This window comes from Streptomyces sp. NPDC002680 (genome assembly GCF_042889145.1).
Classification (GTDB): domain Bacteria; phylum Actinomycetota; class Actinomycetes; order Streptomycetales; family Streptomycetaceae; genus Streptomyces; species Streptomyces adonidis.
Map to the genome: position 1 here is coordinate 383,352 of NZ_JBIAQP010000008.1, position 14,815 is coordinate 398,166.

Below are 14,815 nucleotides of genomic sequence, written 5' to 3' on the forward strand. Positions count from 1 at the left end.
GGGGCCTGGTTGTGTGAGTGCGGTGACGTCATACTTGACCTGACGTACCGTCAGATCAAGGCAGTTGTACAGGGGGCCGCAGTGGGCACGAGCACGGACCGATACGACATCCCCGACGTCGACGCCTTCACGCGCATCTACTGGGACGCGGCTGCCGACGGGCGGCTGCTCGTGCGGCGGTGTGGTGGGTGTGGGCGGGCGCATCACTACCCCCGGGAGTTCTGCCCGTTCTGCTGGAGCGAGGACGTGGGGTGGGAGGGTGCGAGTGGGCTGGCCACGCTCTACACCTGGTCCGTCGTCCATCGCAATGATCTGCCGCCCTTCGGGGAGCGGACGCCGTACGTCGCCGCCGTCGTCGATCTCGACGAGGGGCCCCGCATGATGACCGAGGTGGTGGACGCCACCGGAGGTGAGTTGCGGGTCGGGATGGGGCTGGAGGTCGCTTTTCGGGAGGGGGTGCCCGTGTTCCGTCCCCGGGGTGGGAGTCGTACAGCCGTGCGGCTTCAATAGGGTGATGGCCCATATCCATGAGTGGTCCCTCACCCGCTCCATCCCCGAGTTTCCCGAACTGCTCGGTCACGGACTGCGGCTGCGGCAGTGGCGCGCGGACTCCGACCCCGACGTCGACGCGTGGCTGCGCGGGCTGACCGACCCGGACTTCAGGCGCTGGAACACCCCCATGAAGCCGGTCACCGACCTCGACAGCGCCCGGGACTCCCTCGGCACCCGTTCCGGGACCGCGGCCGACGGCACCCGGGTGTCCTTCTGTGTCACGGACGCCGTCAGCGGCGCGATACTCGGCCACCTGGGCGTCAACGACATCGACCCCTTCATCCGCCTCGCCCGCGTCGGCTACTGGGTCCTCCCCGAGGCCCGCGGCAGGCGCGTCGCCACCCGTGCCCTCGCCCTCGGCACCCGCTGGGCCTTCGACACCCTCGGCCTCAACCGCCTGGAACTCGGCCACGCCCTCGGCCACGACGCCTCCTGCCGCGTCGCCGAACACTGCGGATTCCGGTACGAGGGGACCCTGCGGGGCGCGATGTTCGAGGAGGGGCGGCAGGACGTGTTCCGGGATGTGCATCTGCACGGGCGCATCGCCCAGGACCCGGAAGCCGCCCTGCCTACGGCCACAGCAGCTCCCTGAGCCAACCCGTCTTCGAATTCGCCTCCGTACGGCGGTACTTGAGCCGTACGTGCCGTCGCTGGGCCTCGCCCTGGAAGAACTCGGCCTCGTCCGGGCGCAGTCGGTACAGGGTCCAGGTCGGGGAGGGGGCGTCCGGTTCGCGCTGTGCCCGTTCCCAGGCGGCCTGCGACACACTCGCCAACTCGGCCAGCGAGCCCAGCACTTCACTCTGGCGGCCGGTCAGCGCGGCGGCCAGTGCTCCCGTCGAGCGGGCGTGCAGGTCGGCCTGGGCTTCGGAGGAGGGGGCGGACTCCACGGGCCCCCGCAGCCGGATCTGGCGGCCCAGCGTCGGCCAGTAGAAGTGGAGCGCCGCGTACGGGCGTGCCGCCAGCTGTCGGCCCTTGGCGCTCCCGGAGTGCGAGGCGAAGGACCAGCCGTCGGCGTCCGCGCCGTGCAGCATCACGGTCCGTACGTCGGGCAGGCCGTCCGCGTCCGATGTCGCCAGGGACATGGTGTGCGGCTCCGGCTGACCGGCCGCCACCGCCTCCGCGAACCAGGTGGTGAAGAGGGGGAGGGGTTCGGCGGGGGCCGTCGACGGGTCGAAGTCGGGCAGGGTCGTGACCTCGGGGGACCACACTCGCAGGGTTCTGAGCAGCTCGTGGAGGTCGTGGAGGTCGGGAAGATCCGGTTCCGGGCGCGGTGACATGGGGACGAGTATCGGCTATTCACGAAAAACGTCCGGGCCGACCCGTGAGGGCCGACCCGGACGTCAGTACTCGGCTGTGCTGTGGATCAGACGAGGTCGAAGCGGTCCGCGTTCGAGACCTTGACCCACGCCTTGACGAAGTCCTTGACGAACTTCTCCTTGGCGTCGTCGCTGCCGTAGACCTCCGCGACCGCGCGCAGCTCCGAGTTGGAGCCGAAGACCAGGTCGGCACGGGTGCCGGTCCACTTGACCTGGCCGGACTCGTCGCGGCCCTCGAAGGTGTTCTGGTCCTCGGACGTGGCCGTCCACTCGGTGCCCAGCTCCAGCAGGTTGACGAAGAAGTCGTTCGTCAGCTTGCCGGGGGTGTCGGTGAAGACACCGTGGGAGGAGCCCTGGTAGTTCGCGCCGAGGACGCGCAGGCCGCCGACGAGGACGGTCAGCTCGGGGGCGCTCAGGTTGAGCAGGTTGGCCTTGTCGAGCAGCAGGTACTCGGCGGGTAGGCGGTTGCCCTTGCCGAGGTAGTTGCGGAACCCGTCGGCGGTCGGCTCCAGAGCGGCGAAGGACTCGACGTCCGTCTGCTCCTGCGTCGCGTCCGCGCGGCCCGGCGTGAAGGGGACCTCGATGTCGAAGCCGGCGTCCTTGGCCGCCTTCTCGACGCCCGCGGCACCCGCGAGGACGATCACGTCGGCGATCGAGATCTGCTTGCCGCCGGACTGGCCGGCGTTGAAGGCCTCCTGGACACCTTCCAGGGCGCGCAGCACCGTGGCGAGCTCGTCCGGCTGGTTGACCTCCCAGCCGGCCTGCGGCTGGAGGCGGATCCGGGCACCGTTGGCGCCGCCGCGCTTGTCGCTGCCGCGGAAGGAGGACGTGGCGGCCCAGGTGACGGAGACCAGCTGGGAGACCGTGAGGCCGGTGGCGAGGATCTGCGCCTTGAGGGCGGAGATGTCGGCGGCGTCGACCAGCTCGTGCGTGACCTCGGGCAGCGGGTCCTGCCAGAGCAGCGTCTCGGACGGGACCTCGGGGCCGAGGTAGCGGACGACCGGGCCCAGGTCACGGTGGGTCAGCTTGAACCAGGCGCGGGCGAAGGCGTCCGCGAACTGGTCCGGGTTCTCGTAGAAGCGACGGGAGATCTCCGCGTACGCCGGGTCGAAGCGCAGCGACAGGTCGGTCGTGAGCATCGTCGGGAGCTTCGACTTCGACGCGTCGTGCGCATCGGGGATGATCGCCTCGGCGTTCTTCGCCACCCACTGGTTGGCTCCGGCCGGGCTCTGCGTCAGCTCGTACTCGTACTCGAAGAGGTTCTTGAAGAACCCGTTGCTCCACTGGGTCGGCGTGGCGGTCCAGGTGACCTCCAGGCCACTGGTGATCGCGTCGCCGGCCTTGCCGGAGGCGTACGTGCTCTTCCAGCCGAAGCCCTGCTGCTCGATCGGCGCGGCCTCGGGGTCGGGGCCGACGGCGTCCGCCGGGCCCGCGCCGTGGGTCTTGCCGAAGGTGTGGCCACCGGCGATGAGGGCGACGGTCTCCTCGTCGTTCATCGCCATACGGCGGAACGTCTCGCGGATGTCGCGGGCCGCGGCGAGCGGGTCCGGGTTGCCGTTGGGGCCCTCGGGGTTGACGTAGATGAGGCCCATCTGGACGGCGCCGAGGGGCTCCTCCAGCTCACGGTCGCCGGTGTAGCGCTCGTCGTCGAGCCAGACCTTCTCGGGACCCCAGTACACGTCCTCGTCGGGCTCCCAGACGTCCGCGCGGCCGCCGCCGAAGCCGAAGGTCTCGAAGCCCATCGACTCCAGGGCCACGTTGCCCGCGAGGATCATGAGGTCGGCCCAGGAGAGGTTCTGGCCGTACTTCTTCTTGACCGGCCACAGCAGACGGCGGGCCTTGTCGAGGTTGCCGTTGTCCGGCCAGCTGTTCAGGGGGGCGAAGCGCTGCTGACCGGCGCCGCCGCCACCGCGGCCGTCGCTGATGCGGTAGGTGCCCGCGCTGTGCCAGGCCATCCGGATCATGAACGGGCCGTAGTGCCCGAAGTCGGCCGGCCACCAGTCCTTGGAGTCCGTCAGCACCGCCGCGATGTCCTGCTTCACGGCGGGGAGGTCGAGGGTCTGGAAGGCGGCGGCGTAGTCGAACTCCTCGCCCAGCGGGTTCGAGACGGCCGGGTTCTTCGCGAGGATCTTCAGGTTGAGCGACTCGGGCCACCACTGGCGGTTGCCGCCGCCCTGGGTCGGGTGCGGGGCGCGGGTGTGCGCGACCGGGCAGCCACCCGTGCCCTCGGTTTTCGCGTCGGTGACGATCGCGTCATGGTTCTCAGACATGGGAATCCTTCCGGACGGGGCAGATCTCGGTGGTGCTGACGAACTGCGTGCTCAGGAACTGGGGGGTGGGGGGACGGTCGGGCACGTGGAGGAGGTCACACACGCCGTCACGTCGCTGCTGTCTCCTGCCGCACTGGTGCCGCACTGGAGTCTCTTCCTGTCCCTTGGCTCCCTTGGCCATCGCCGTAAGCGATCCTACAATGGACAAGGTCCAAGTCAAGAAGTGTGACAAATCCATATCCTATCGGAACCCGGACGTCCACTGGTAAAATCCGTGTATTCCACCGAACCTGAATAGGTGAACGATATGAGCGACCTGCTGGAGCGACTGCGTGGACGCGGCTGGCGGATGACTTCCCAGCGGCGTGTCGTTGCGGAGGTCCTCGACGGCGAGCACGTCCATCTGACGGCTGACGAGGTGCACGCGCGTGCGGCTCAGCGGTTGCCCGAGATTTCTCGGGCGACCGTCTACAACACCCTGGGGGAATTGGTGTCCCTGGGGGAGGTCATAGAGGTGGCCACGGATGGGCGGGCGAAGCGGTACGACCCGAACGCGCACCATCCTCATCAGCATCTGATCTGCTCCAACTGCGGGATGATCCGGGACGTCCATCCCACGGGGAATCCCTTGGCGGACCTGCCGGCGGAGGAACGCTTCGGCTTCACCGTGTCTCAGGTTGAGGTGACTTACCGGGGGCTGTGCGGGGCCTGTTCGTAGGTCTTCTGTCGGGGGCCGGCCGCGGCGGCGTTGTGGCTGGTCGCGCAGTTCCCCGCGCCCCTGTGGGGGCCTGCGGCCCCATCAAGAGCACTGGTGAACCCCCGCCACCGTCGTCGGACCCGGTCACGCCCCCGCCCGTAGTCCGTCGCACAGGACCGCCAGTGCCAGTCTCGGGTTCGCGCCCGCGTTCGCCCGGTGGCGTAGGGCCAGCAGGATGCCCGAAACGAGGGCCATCAGGTCCGTGATGGTGATGTCGGTGCGGATCGTGCCTGCCGACTGGGCTCGGGTCAGCAGGTGGCCGAGTGTGCGGTGGAGGTCGGCTGAGGTCGCGTCGACCGTTGCCTGGACCTCGGCGCCCGCGTGGGCGATCGCGTCGATCAGATCCGCCTTCGTCACCGCGTCCGTCACCAGCCGGTCCAGGACCGTGAAGAGTGCCGCGCCCGGGTCGTCCGCGTCGCGCAGGGCCTTGGCCTCGGCGAGGAGCGGGTCGAGCCGCTCATGGACCACCGCCTCGAACAGGCCCTCCTTCGTGGGGAAGTGGCGGTACAGCGTGCCCGGCCCTACGCCCGCCCGGCGCGCGATCTCGTCCAGTGAGACCGAGAGCCCCTCGGCCGCGAACGCCTCCCGTGCCACCTCCAGCAGCCGGTCCCGGTTGCGGCGGGCGTCGGCACGCAGGGGCCGGTTCTCTGGCGGCATCTACGGGTCTCCCTCGTCGTGAATTCTCGTACGCCCTTTAAGCGGGGCGAGGTCTCCGGTACGGTGTGGGCAGCTAACCGGGGCGTGCTCTCCGATTTTAGCCCCGTTCCCGCCAGCAAGGAGAACCCCATGGCCACCCCCGCCACCGGCACCGCGTTCCTCGCCCTCGACTACGTCACGTACATCGTCGACAACTTCAGTCACGACCCCTCCGTCGCCGAGCGCGCCGCACGCGCCCTCGCCGCCGCCCGTACGGCCGGACTGCCCGTCTTCTACGTCGTCCCGCAGGGCATGCAGGAGCAGATCCACCCGCTTCTGGCCCCCGCCGAGGGCGAGACCGTGCTGACCAAGACCAGCTTCAGCGCCTTCGCCACCACCGATCTCCGTGAACGGCTGGATGCCGCCGGGGTCGGGCGGATCGTCGTCGCGGGTGTCGCCACCTCCGGGACCGTGCTGTCCACGACCAGGTGGGCGGTCGACACCGGCCTCAGGGTCACCGTCGTCGCCGACGCCTGCGACGACCCCGACCCGCAGGTCAACGCCGTACTGCTCGACGAGTCGGTCGCCCCGAAGAGCTGGATCGGGCTGTGGCGCGTCGCCGATGTCCTGGCGACGGACGAGATCCCCGAACTGCGCCCCTGAGCGCGTAGCTGGCCGGAACGTCGCTTGCCGTTGGGCCGCGCGTCATCAGGTGTCCCTACCGTGCGGGCCATGAGACGACTTCTGATCATGCTCAGCGCCGCCGCGCTGACCGCCGGGCTCGCGGCGCCCGCCTCCGCCGAGGGCGCGAGAACGCCCGCGACGTACGGCCAGGCCACCCTCACCGGCTTCGCCTCCCTCCCCGCCGAGACCTTCGTCCCGAACAGCGAGCCGTCCGGGTCCGCCATCGGCGCGGGCCCGTTCAACGGCATCGCCGCCCCCTTCGCGGCCCAGCCCGTCCAGGGCTTCAGCGGCATCGTCAACCGGCACGACGGCACGTACGACGTGCTGTCCGACAACGGCTACGGCGGAAAGGCGAACAGCGCCGACTTCCTGCTGCGCGTCCACCACGTCAAGCCGGACACCCGCACCGGGAAGGTCACCGTCCTCGGCGGCTTCAACCTCAGCGACCCGTACCACCGCGTCCCGTTCGCCCTCACCCGCGCCGACCGGATCCTCACCGGCGCCGACTTCGACGTCGAGTCGATCGTGAAGGCGTACGACGGCACGTACTGGCTCGGCGACGAGTTCGGGCCGTTCCTGCTGCACTTCGACAAGAAGGGGCGACTGCTCGACGCGCCCGTCTCGCTGGCGGGCGTCAAGGCCCCCGAGAACCCCTACCTGAACGGCGAGACGCCCACCCTCGGCGGCAGCAAGGGCTTCGAGGGCATGGTCCGGGGTGTCGACGGACGGCACCTCTACCCGCTCCTCGAAGGCACCGTCACCGGCGACACCCCCGGTGACCTGCGCCTCAACGAGTTCGATCTGCGGAAGCGGGAGTACACCGGCACGCACTGGACCTACCGCCTGGAATCGCCGGCCAACGCGATCGGCGACGCCATCGCCGTCGACCAGCACCGCTTCCTGATCATCGAGCGGGACGGCGGCCAGGGCGCCACCGCCAAGTTCAAGCGGATCTACCTCGCCGACAACCGGGACCGCAACGGCGACGGCCTGATGGACAAGACGCTCGTCGCCGACCTGATGGACATCGCGAACCCGAAGAAGCTCGGCGGCTTCGACGAGACGTTCACCTTCCCGTTCCAGACGATCGAGGACGTCGTCCTGCTCGACGACCGCACCCTCGCCGTCCTGAACGACAACAACTTCCCCTTCTCGTCCGGCCGTACGGCGGGCAAGGCGGACAACGACGAGTTCATCACCATCCGCCTCTCCGACCGACTCCACGCGGACTGGCGCGCGTTCGTCTGACAGGCGGCAGCCGACTAGTCGGCTGCCAGCACCACCGTCCCCGACGAGCAGAACCATCCGCCCGTCCCGGACGCCACCGCGAGGCGCGGCAACTGTCCGTCCCCGGCGCGTACTTGCCGCGTCTCGCCCACGTCCCCCCGCAACTGGCGTACGGCCTCCACGAGCAGGAACAGCCCCCGCATTCCCGGGTGTTGGGCCGACAGTCCGCCCCCGTCCGTGTTGACCGGCAGCTCACCGCCCGCCACCTTCAGCCGCCCCTTCGCGGCCTCGACGAACGGGCCGCCCTCGCCCTTCCCGCAGAACCCGAGATCCTCCAGCGTCACCAGCGTCATATAGGTGAACGCGTCATAGATCTCCGCGAAGTCCATCTCCTCGGGCCCAACTCCCGCCCGCTCGAAGGCGATCCGCCCGCTCACCGCAGCCGGGGACACCGTGAAGTCGTCCCACTCCGACATGCTGACGTGCGAGACGTGCTCGCCGGTGCCGAGGACCCACACCGGCCGCGTACGGCAGTCCCGCACATACTCCTCCGCCACCAGCAGCACCGCCGCGCCCCCGTCGGAGCGCAGACAGCAGTGCAGCTTGGTGAAGGGGTCCGCGATCATCGGGCCGTCGAGCACCTCGTCGACCGTGATCGGCGTCCGGAACATCGCCTCCGGGTTCAGCGCCGCGTTGGCCCTCGCCTGGACCGCGACCGACGCCAACTGCTCGATGGTCGTGCCGTATTGGTGCATATGGCGGCGGGCGGCCATCGCGTACTTGGCGATCAGCGTGTGGCCGTACGGGACCTCGAACTGCAAGGGCCCGCGCGCACCGAAGGAGAGGTTCCCCGTCCGTCGGCCGGCTTTCACATCCGCGCGGGCCGTCGACCCGTACACCAGCAGCACGGCGTTGGCGTGACCGGCGGCTATCGCGTCCGCCGCGTGCGCCGCCATGACCTCCCAGGTCGAACCGCCGACGGAAGTGGAATCCACCCAAGTGGGGCGCAGGCCAAGGTATTCGGCGACCTCGGCGGGGGCCAGCGTGCCGAGCCCGGCGGACGCGAAACCGTCCACCACCTCCCGGCCGAGCCCCGAGTCCGCCAGCGCCCGCCGGGCCGCCTGTGCGTGCAGTGCGTACGGGGTTACGTCGTCCACCCGGCCGCAGTCCGACAGGGCCACCCCGACGATCGCGACCTTCCGGCTCACCATCGAGTCACCATGAATCTGACGGTATATCAGCTCTGGCTCTGTGCGGCAGAGGGCGTCCGCCCTAATATGACGGACCGTCAGACATCAGGAAGCATGCGGGAGAACGAACCAGGGGGACTGGTCATGGACGCCCGTTTCACCCCCGAGCAGGACCACATCCGCCGTACCCTCCGCGAGCTGCTCCGCAAGCGCTGCTCACCCGGTGACGTACGGGCCGCCGTAGACACCCCGGCCGGGTACGACCCCGCCCTGTGGACCGCCCTGGCCGAGCACCTGGGCCTGCCCGGCCTGGCCCTGCCCGAGACCCACGGCGGCGTCGACGGCACCACGACGACGGAACTGGCCTTGGCGGCGGAGGAGTTGGGTCGCGCCCTGGCCCCTTCTCCCCTCCTCGCGACCGCCGTACTGACAGCGCCCCTGATCACCGCCCTGGGCACCGAGGCCCAACGCGCCGACCTCCTCCCGCGCATGGCCTCCGGCACCCTGACCGCAGCCCTCGCGATCCCCGGCACCGCCCTGTCCACGGTCCTCTCCCTGACCGGCGAGCCGCGCGGAGACTGGGCGGGCGGCGGCCGTGCGGGCGGCGTCCAGGCAACCCAACGCCCGGACGGCTGGCGCCTGTACGGCCAGGTGACCCAGGTCCTGGACGCCCACAGCGCCGACCTCCTCCTGATCCCGGCCCACACAGGCGGCTACGCCCGCTCCCGAACCCTCCTCTTCCTGGCCCAAGGCAACGCCCCTGGCCTGGTCCGCACCCGCCAGACCTCCCTGGACCCCACCAGGCCACGAGGGCGCCTTGAACTACGGGACGTAGCAGCAGAGTTGCTGGGGGAGGAGGCCGACGTCCCCGGCTCTCCGAGCGCCCACGCAGACGCGCCCCTTCAGGGGCGCGGGGAACTGCGCGACCAGCCCCCACCGGCCCGCGGGAAAAGAACTGCCCATCCGGCGGAGCCATTCGCCCGAGTCGGAGACACGGCGGCCGCAGTCCTCGCCGCAGAGGCAGTCGGCGCAGCCGCCCGCATCCTGGAACTGACTGTCGAACACGCCCTGAAGCGCGAGCAGTTCGGGCGAGCGATCGGCTCCTTCCAAGCCGTGAAGCACCGCCTCGCCGACGTCTACGTCCAGGTCCAGGCAGCCCGCTCAGCCGCCTATTACGCCGCCTGGGCAACCGCCCGCGAGGGGGAGCGAGTAGGCGCCCTCGCTCTCGCCCAGGCGATCGACTCCCTCCGCACCGCCGCCGCCGAGGGCATCCAACTCCACGGCGGCATCGGCTTCACCTGGGAACACGAGGCCCAGCTGTACTTCAAGCGCGCCGCAGGCGACGAGCTGCTGTTCGGCCCGACGCACCGACTCCGCGCGCACGCGGCAGAAGCCGCACGGCTCTTCGACGAGTCCGACGCGGGAGAGGTGGCGGTCTGATGCCAGTGACAGCGGCAAGAGTCGTGAAGGCGGTCCAGAGGATCTCCTCGGCCCCCGCCTTCGCTCGGATCGCCCCGCACGTCGTCCCCGCCCTCGACCGAGCCGTCCACCGCCTGACCAGGGGCAAGGTGCTGCTCAGCGCCCAGCTGCTGCCCGGCGTCGTGCTCACCGTGCGCGGGGCGAAGAGCGGCCTGCCCCGACGCACCCCGCTCGCCTGCATGCCGGAAGCCGACGGAGGCGAGAGCTGGCTGCTCATCGGGTCCAACTTCGGCCGTACCGGCCACCCCGCCTGGACCGCCAACCTCCTCGCCCACCCCGACGCCGAGGTCAGCTGGAAAGGGGAGGACATCCCGGTCAGGGCCCAACTGCTGGCCGGTGAGGAACGCGCCGCCGCCTGGAAGGCACTGCTCGCGTTCTGGCCGCCGTACGCGACCTATCAGGCGCGGGTCGAGCGGGAGATACGGATCTTCCGGATCGTACGGCGCTGAACCCCCGTACCCACGACCGGAGATGCGCGACAGGCGGTGGTCCACCGGTCGGAACCGGAGTGAACCACCGCCTGCGTGACAGGACTTGGGCCCGGCAGGGCCTGCGGAACCTGGAGTAAGGGGACGCGTCGGCTATTTCGTCGGCTTCTTGCCGGTCACGCCCAGGTGGACCAACAGGGCCAGGTTCGGCTTCAGTTCGGCCTGTTTCACACCCCAGGTCTGGAAGCCCCTCTGGTGCGAGGCCACCGCCGCGAGCATCGCGACGAGAGAGCCGGCCATCGCGGCGGGGTTGACGTCCTTGTCGACCTTGCCCTTGGCCTGTAGCTCGGTGACCGTGTCCGTAAGGGAGTTGTTCACGGAGTTGAGGATCTTCATGCGGATCTTGTAGAACCGCTTGTCGCCCTCGGCGGCGCCCAGATCGACGACCCGGAGGATCGCGTCGTTCCTGCGCCAGAACTCCAGGAACCCGTCGACGAGTTCCTGGGCGGTCTGCCACCCGGCCTTGCCGACCCATGACCGCCCGGCGAGCAGCTCGGTCAACCCGGCGCCCTCCGTGGCCATTTGCTCGGCGATCTCCAGGACGGCGCCTTCGACGTCCGGGAAGTACTGGTAGAAGGTCGCGGGTGAAGTCCCCGCCTTCCGGGCGACATCGATGACTTTGACGTCCCGGTAAGGGGAGGAGCTGAGCATCTCGCTGAGGCAGTCGAGCAGCTTCTGCCGGGTCGCCTGCCCACGCCGACCGGCCACACGGCCGTCGACGGTACGCACTTGTCCTGTCATGCCGTCAGCTTACCGAGGGGTGATCGGAGCGCGATTCGGCCGACTGCAAATGGGGTGCGGGGGCAGTCGGGGACAGCTGTTCCTGCTCTGCGGGATGCGTGAAGGAACGTTAGCTTGACGGTATGGCCGAAAACAGGGCATCCGCCCGTACAGAGGGCGTCCCGTGCTGGCTGGACGCCCAGCTGCCCGACGTAGAGGCGGGCAAGCGGTTCTACGGTGAGCTTTTCGGGTGGTCCTTCGAGGAGAAGGAGAGCCTGGTGCTGGCCCTGTGCGACGGCGAGCCCGTCGCCGCCCTCGCCCACAAGACGGACGGCCGGATGCCCACCGTCTGGACGGTGTACTTCGCCACCCCGGACGCCCATGCCCTCGTCGCCCGGATCCGCGCGGCCGGCGGACAGGTGATCACCGCGCCGGTTCCCGTGGGGGACCTGGGCACGACGGCGCTGGCAACCGACCCCGACGGCGCCGTCTTCGGCCTCTGGCAGGCCGGTACGCACCCCGGATTCGGCCGCAGCCACGAGCCCCGCACCTTCGCCTGGGCCGAGCTGTACGCCCGGGACACGGACGTCGTGAACACCTTCTACGGCAACCTCTTCCACGAGGCGCTGTTCGGCCCGGACGCGGCCCCCGACTTCGGCCGGGCCGCCGTGTCGGAGGTGTTCCCGGTCGAGATGCCGCCGCATTTCCTGGTCCATTTCGCCGTCGAGGACATGGAGGAGGCCCTCGGGGAGGTGAACCGGCTCGGCGGTCGCGTCCAGTCGACGCCCTTCGACACTTCGTACGGGAATGTGGCGGTCGTCACGGACAATCAGGGAGCGTCGTTCGCACTGCTCCGGAAATGAGCCGCTGGGAGCGGGTACGGGAGGGCGTGAGCGGGTTCGGGAGCGCCCCTGCGGGGACCTGTTTTGCACCAGGTTGGGTGGAGACACCCCGTTTCGGACCCGAGTTCGCAACCTGTGCCCCGGCCAGGAAGAATCGGGGTGCGTGCCGCCAAGGCGGTGGCGGTGGTGAGACGCTGCACGGGGTCGCGTACATATGTAGGTGACGCGGCTCGTACGGGGAGGTGGCAGGCAAGTGGTGGATCAGCTGACGCAGCACGATCCGCGGCGGATCGGGCCGTTCGAGGTGCTGGGACGGCTGGGTGCCGGCGGCATGGGGCTGGTCTATCTCGCGCGCTCGGCCTCGGGCCGGCGCGTGGCGATCAAGACGGTCCGTACGGAACTGGCCGAGGACCAGCTGTTCCGGGTCCGCTTCACGCGTGAGGTGGAGGCGGCGCGGGCCGTCTCCGGCTTCTACACGGCTGCCGTCGTCGACGCCGATCCGCGCGCCGCCGTGCCCTGGCTGGCCACCGCGTACGTGCCCGCGCCCTCCCTCGAAGAGATAGTGAACGAGTGCGGGCCGATGCCGGCCCAGGCGGTGCGCTGGCTCGCGGCGGGGGTCGCGGAGGCGCTGCAGTCCATTCACGGCGCCGGGCTCGTCCACCGTGACCTCAAGCCTTCCAACGTGCTGGTGGTGGAGGACGGCCCCCGGGTCATCGACTTCGGTATCGCGTCCGGCGTGTCGAACACACGTCTGACGATGACGAACGTCGCCGTGGGCACCCCCGCCTACATGTCCCCCGAGCAGGCGAAGGACTCGCGGAGCGTGACCGGCGCGAGCGACGTGTTCTCGCTCGGCTCGATGCTGGTCTTCGCGGCCACCGGACACGCCCCCTTCCACGGCGCCAACCCCGTCGAGACGGTCTTCATGCTGCTCCGGGAGGGCCCGGACCTCGAAGGTCTGCCGGACGAACTCCGCCCGCTCATCGAGTCCTGTATGCAGATGGAGGCCACAGGCCGCCCCAACCCCGCCGACCTCCAGGCCCAGCTGGCCCCCCACCTCTTCGGCTCCGGCTCCGACGACAGCGGTACGGCGTCCGCGTGGCTGCCCGAGCGGGCGGTGACCCTCATCGAGACGCGCCGTGGTGGACGCCCGGCGGCGAAGCCGCAGGCGTCCGGTGGCCGCAGCGGCGGCAGGCTGGCGATCCCGCCGCCGCCGTCCCACGACCCGCCGCCCTTCGACCCCCGCCCGGGACCGGGTCTCGTACCCGGCCCCATGCCGGCCCCCGTACCCACCGGAGCGCCGGACACCGGCCCCGTACGTCTCGCAGGCGCCCCCGTGCCCATCGGCCCCGGTCCGCGCGTCTCCGACGTGCGCGCCGCCGCCGTACAGGCGCCGCCGCCGGAGGCCGGTCTGGTCGCCTCCTGGTCGCGCCCGCGCCCCGGGGTCAACGGCGCCGACCCGAACCCCGTGCCGGCGCCGCCGCTGCCCCCGGAGTCCCCCGCGGGCTGGCGCCCCTGGCGGTTCCGGATGTCGAACGACGTCTGGGGCACCCCGGCCGTCGCGGGCGACCTCGTCTACGTCACCTCCTTCGAGGTGCACGCCCTGGACGTGATGACGGGCCGCCGCCGCTTCAAGACGAGGGACGTCGCCTGGTCGATGGCGGTCGCGGACGGCCGTATCCACGCCTCTGACGGCCCGACGCTCTTCGCCCTCGACGCGAGGGAGGGCATGGACCTGTGGAGGCTCTCGACAGACGCCTGGGTGTACTCCCTGAAGGCCGACCGGGGCACGGTCGTCACCGGTACGCGCGGCGGCGGCGTCCAGGGCTGGGACGCGGCGACCGGCCAGAAGCTGTGGGAGCACACCGGCGCCCAGACGGACTTCGAGTCCCCGGAGGCCGGGCCCCTCGTCCACGAGGGCACGGTGTTCGTGTGGAAGGAAGGCCGCCTGCGCGCCCTGGAGGCCCGTACGGGTGACGAGCGCTGGTCCTACCCGATCGGCGACGCCACCTCCTGCGGCGGAGTCCCGGTACGGCTGACCCCGGGCCCCGACGGCCAGGTGTACGTCTCCGCGGGCACCCGTGTCCTGGCGATCGACGTCTCCGGCGGCCACGTCCGCTGGCACTTCGAGGCCCCGGCGGTGTTCCTCTCGCCGCCGACCTTCGCTCCCGGCCCGGCGGTCACGGGCGGTGGCGTCTACCTCGCCGACTACCTCGGCACGGTGTACGCCCTCGACGCGGCGGACGGGCGGGACAGGTGGCGCATCGCGACGGAGTCGCGGGCGTCGATCGAGCCGGTGCTGGTGGCGGCGGGACATGTGCATGTAGGCAGCGGCAAGGGCCTGTACACCTTGGACGCGGTCACCGGAACCCCCAAATGGCGCTTCCAGGCGGGCGGCGACATCGTGGGCGCCCCGGCGGTGGCGGAGGGCCGGATCCACTTCGGCTCGACGGACCATCTCCTCTACACCCTGAAGGCGGATGACGGCCGCTTGAGGTGGAAGCTGGCGACGGGCGGTGAGATCACCGGTGCGCCGGTGGTCAAGGACGGCGTGGTGTACGCGTGCAGCAAGGACCGGTGTGTGTACGCACTGGACGCGGAGAAGGGGACGGGGACGGCGCGCACGGGCTGAGAACCCGGCCCGCCCTGTTCCT

Annotated in this window: 14 protein-coding genes; 9 read left to right on the plus strand and 5 right to left on the minus strand. The window is 70.4% G+C overall.

Annotated features, from left to right (window positions below):
* The first annotated feature begins 81 nt into the window (after window positions 1-81).
* Window positions 82-510, plus strand: a complete 429-nt coding sequence (locus ACFYXF_RS23060; protein ID WP_389351836.1) for a Zn-ribbon domain-containing OB-fold protein — start codon at window positions 82-84, stop codon at window positions 508-510.
* A gap of 4 nt (window positions 511-514) precedes the next feature.
* Window positions 515-1,144: a GNAT family N-acetyltransferase gene (locus ACFYXF_RS23065; RefSeq protein ID WP_389351838.1), complete on the plus strand. Its 630-nt coding sequence runs from the start codon at window positions 515-517 to the stop codon at window positions 1,142-1,144.
* Here ACFYXF_RS23065 and ACFYXF_RS23070 read toward each other — a convergent pair.
* Together ACFYXF_RS23070 and katG are read right to left on the minus strand one after the other, a co-directional pair.
* Window positions 1,122-1,829, minus strand: a complete 708-nt coding sequence (locus ACFYXF_RS23070; protein ID WP_389351840.1) for a pyridoxal 5'-phosphate synthase — start codon at window positions 1,827-1,829, stop codon at window positions 1,122-1,124. The genes ACFYXF_RS23065 and ACFYXF_RS23070 overlap by 23 nt on opposite strands.
* Before the next feature lie 86 nt (window positions 1,830-1,915).
* A complete protein-coding gene (gene katG / locus ACFYXF_RS23075) occupies window positions 1,916-4,138 on the minus strand; it encodes a catalase/peroxidase HPI (protein WP_389351842.1) in 2,223 nt (740 codons plus the stop codon).
* A 307-nt stretch (window positions 4,139-4,445) separates the two neighbouring features.
* Between katG and ACFYXF_RS23080 the strand changes: the two genes are divergently transcribed.
* Window positions 4,446-4,856: a Fur family transcriptional regulator gene (locus tag ACFYXF_RS23080; RefSeq protein ID WP_235480054.1), complete on the plus strand. Its 411-nt coding sequence runs from the start codon at window positions 4,446-4,448 to the stop codon at window positions 4,854-4,856.
* A gap of 123 nt (window positions 4,857-4,979) precedes the next feature.
* On the opposite strand, the gene ACFYXF_RS23085 is transcribed toward ACFYXF_RS23080, so the two are convergent.
* The gene (locus ACFYXF_RS23085) at window positions 4,980-5,552 is read right to left on the minus strand and encodes a TetR/AcrR family transcriptional regulator (protein ID WP_389351844.1); all 573 of its coding nucleotides are present in this window, start codon (window positions 5,550-5,552) and stop codon (window positions 4,980-4,982) included.
* 129 nt (window positions 5,553-5,681) lie between these two features.
* Here ACFYXF_RS23085 and ACFYXF_RS23090 point away from each other — a divergent pair, with 129 nt between their 5' ends.
* Both ACFYXF_RS23090 and ACFYXF_RS23095 read left to right on the plus strand, forming a co-directional pair.
* A complete protein-coding gene (locus ACFYXF_RS23090) occupies window positions 5,682-6,194 on the plus strand; it encodes a cysteine hydrolase family protein (protein WP_389351846.1) in 513 nt (170 codons plus the stop codon).
* A gap of 69 nt (window positions 6,195-6,263) precedes the next feature.
* Window positions 6,264-7,463 carry an esterase-like activity of phytase family protein gene (locus ACFYXF_RS23095; protein ID WP_389351848.1) on the plus strand — a complete coding sequence of 400 codons (1,200 nt, stop codon included), beginning with the start codon at window positions 6,264-6,266 and terminating at the stop codon, window positions 7,461-7,463.
* Window positions 7,464-7,477: 14 nt separating this feature from the next.
* Here the strand turns inward: ACFYXF_RS23095 and ACFYXF_RS23100 are convergent, their stop codons facing one another.
* Entirely contained in the window at window positions 7,478-8,653 is a 1,176-nt protein-coding gene (locus ACFYXF_RS23100; RefSeq protein ID WP_389351850.1) for an acetyl-CoA acetyltransferase, read from the minus strand.
* Between the two features lie 123 nt (window positions 8,654-8,776).
* Between ACFYXF_RS23100 and ACFYXF_RS23105 the strand changes: the two genes are divergently transcribed.
* Complete coding sequence (locus tag ACFYXF_RS23105) at window positions 8,777-10,072, plus strand: acyl-CoA dehydrogenase family protein (RefSeq protein ID WP_389351991.1); 1,296 nt, start codon at window positions 8,777-8,779, stop codon at window positions 10,070-10,072.
* Window positions 10,072-10,560 carry a nitroreductase family deazaflavin-dependent oxidoreductase gene (locus tag ACFYXF_RS23110; RefSeq protein WP_389351852.1) on the plus strand — a complete coding sequence of 163 codons (489 nt, stop codon included), beginning with the start codon at window positions 10,072-10,074 and terminating at the stop codon, window positions 10,558-10,560. Before ACFYXF_RS23105 ends, ACFYXF_RS23110 begins: the two co-directional genes overlap by 1 nt.
* Window positions 10,561-10,692: 132 nt before the next feature.
* Here the strand turns inward: ACFYXF_RS23110 and ACFYXF_RS23115 are convergent, their stop codons facing one another.
* Complete coding sequence (locus ACFYXF_RS23115; RefSeq protein ID WP_105972865.1) at window positions 10,693-11,340, minus strand: TetR family transcriptional regulator; 648 nt, start codon at window positions 11,338-11,340, stop codon at window positions 10,693-10,695.
* Window positions 11,341-11,462: 122 nt separating this feature from the next.
* On the opposite strand from ACFYXF_RS23115, the gene ACFYXF_RS23120 reads away from it, so the two are divergent.
* Together ACFYXF_RS23120 and ACFYXF_RS23125 are read left to right on the plus strand one after the other, a co-directional pair.
* On the plus strand, window positions 11,463-12,182 hold the full coding sequence (locus ACFYXF_RS23120; RefSeq protein WP_389351855.1) for a VOC family protein: 720 nt from the start codon (window positions 11,463-11,465) through the stop codon (window positions 12,180-12,182).
* 232 nt (window positions 12,183-12,414) lie between these two features.
* Window positions 12,415-14,793 carry a PQQ-binding-like beta-propeller repeat protein gene (locus ACFYXF_RS23125; RefSeq protein ID WP_389351856.1) on the plus strand — a complete coding sequence of 793 codons (2,379 nt, stop codon included), beginning with the start codon at window positions 12,415-12,417 and terminating at the stop codon, window positions 14,791-14,793.
* Window positions 14,794-14,815 lie beyond the last annotated feature (22 nt).

Excerpts from the sequence above, each read along its gene's own strand:
- ACFYXF_RS23065 (WP_389351838.1), top strand. The coding sequence starts at position 515 with ATGGCCCATATCCATGAGTGGTCCCTCACCCGCTCCATCCCCGAGTTT.
- ACFYXF_RS23085 (WP_389351844.1), bottom strand. The coding sequence starts at position 5,552 with ATGCCGCCAGAGAACCGGCCCCTGCGTGCCGACGCCCGCCGCAACCGG.
- ACFYXF_RS23105 (WP_389351991.1), top strand. The coding sequence starts at position 8,777 with ATGGACGCCCGTTTCACCCCCGAGCAGGACCACATCCGCCGTACCCTC.
- ACFYXF_RS23120 (WP_389351855.1), top strand. The coding sequence starts at position 11,463 with ATGGCCGAAAACAGGGCATCCGCCCGTACAGAGGGCGTCCCGTGCTGG.
- ACFYXF_RS23100 (WP_389351850.1), bottom strand. The coding sequence starts at position 8,653 with ATGGTGAGCCGGAAGGTCGCGATCGTCGGGGTGGCCCTGTCGGACTGC.
- katG (WP_389351842.1), bottom strand. The coding sequence starts at position 4,138 with ATGTCTGAGAACCATGACGCGATCGTCACCGACGCGAAAACCGAGGGC.
- ACFYXF_RS23115 (WP_105972865.1), bottom strand. The coding sequence starts at position 11,340 with ATGACAGGACAAGTGCGTACCGTCGACGGCCGTGTGGCCGGTCGGCGT.
- ACFYXF_RS23080 (WP_235480054.1), top strand. The coding sequence starts at position 4,446 with ATGAGCGACCTGCTGGAGCGACTGCGTGGACGCGGCTGGCGGATGACT.
- ACFYXF_RS23090 (WP_389351846.1), top strand. The coding sequence starts at position 5,682 with ATGGCCACCCCCGCCACCGGCACCGCGTTCCTCGCCCTCGACTACGTC.
- ACFYXF_RS23110 (WP_389351852.1), top strand. The coding sequence starts at position 10,072 with ATGCCAGTGACAGCGGCAAGAGTCGTGAAGGCGGTCCAGAGGATCTCC.
- ACFYXF_RS23070 (WP_389351840.1), bottom strand. The coding sequence starts at position 1,829 with ATGTCACCGCGCCCGGAACCGGATCTTCCCGACCTCCACGACCTCCAC.
- ACFYXF_RS23095 (WP_389351848.1), top strand. The coding sequence starts at position 6,264 with ATGAGACGACTTCTGATCATGCTCAGCGCCGCCGCGCTGACCGCCGGG.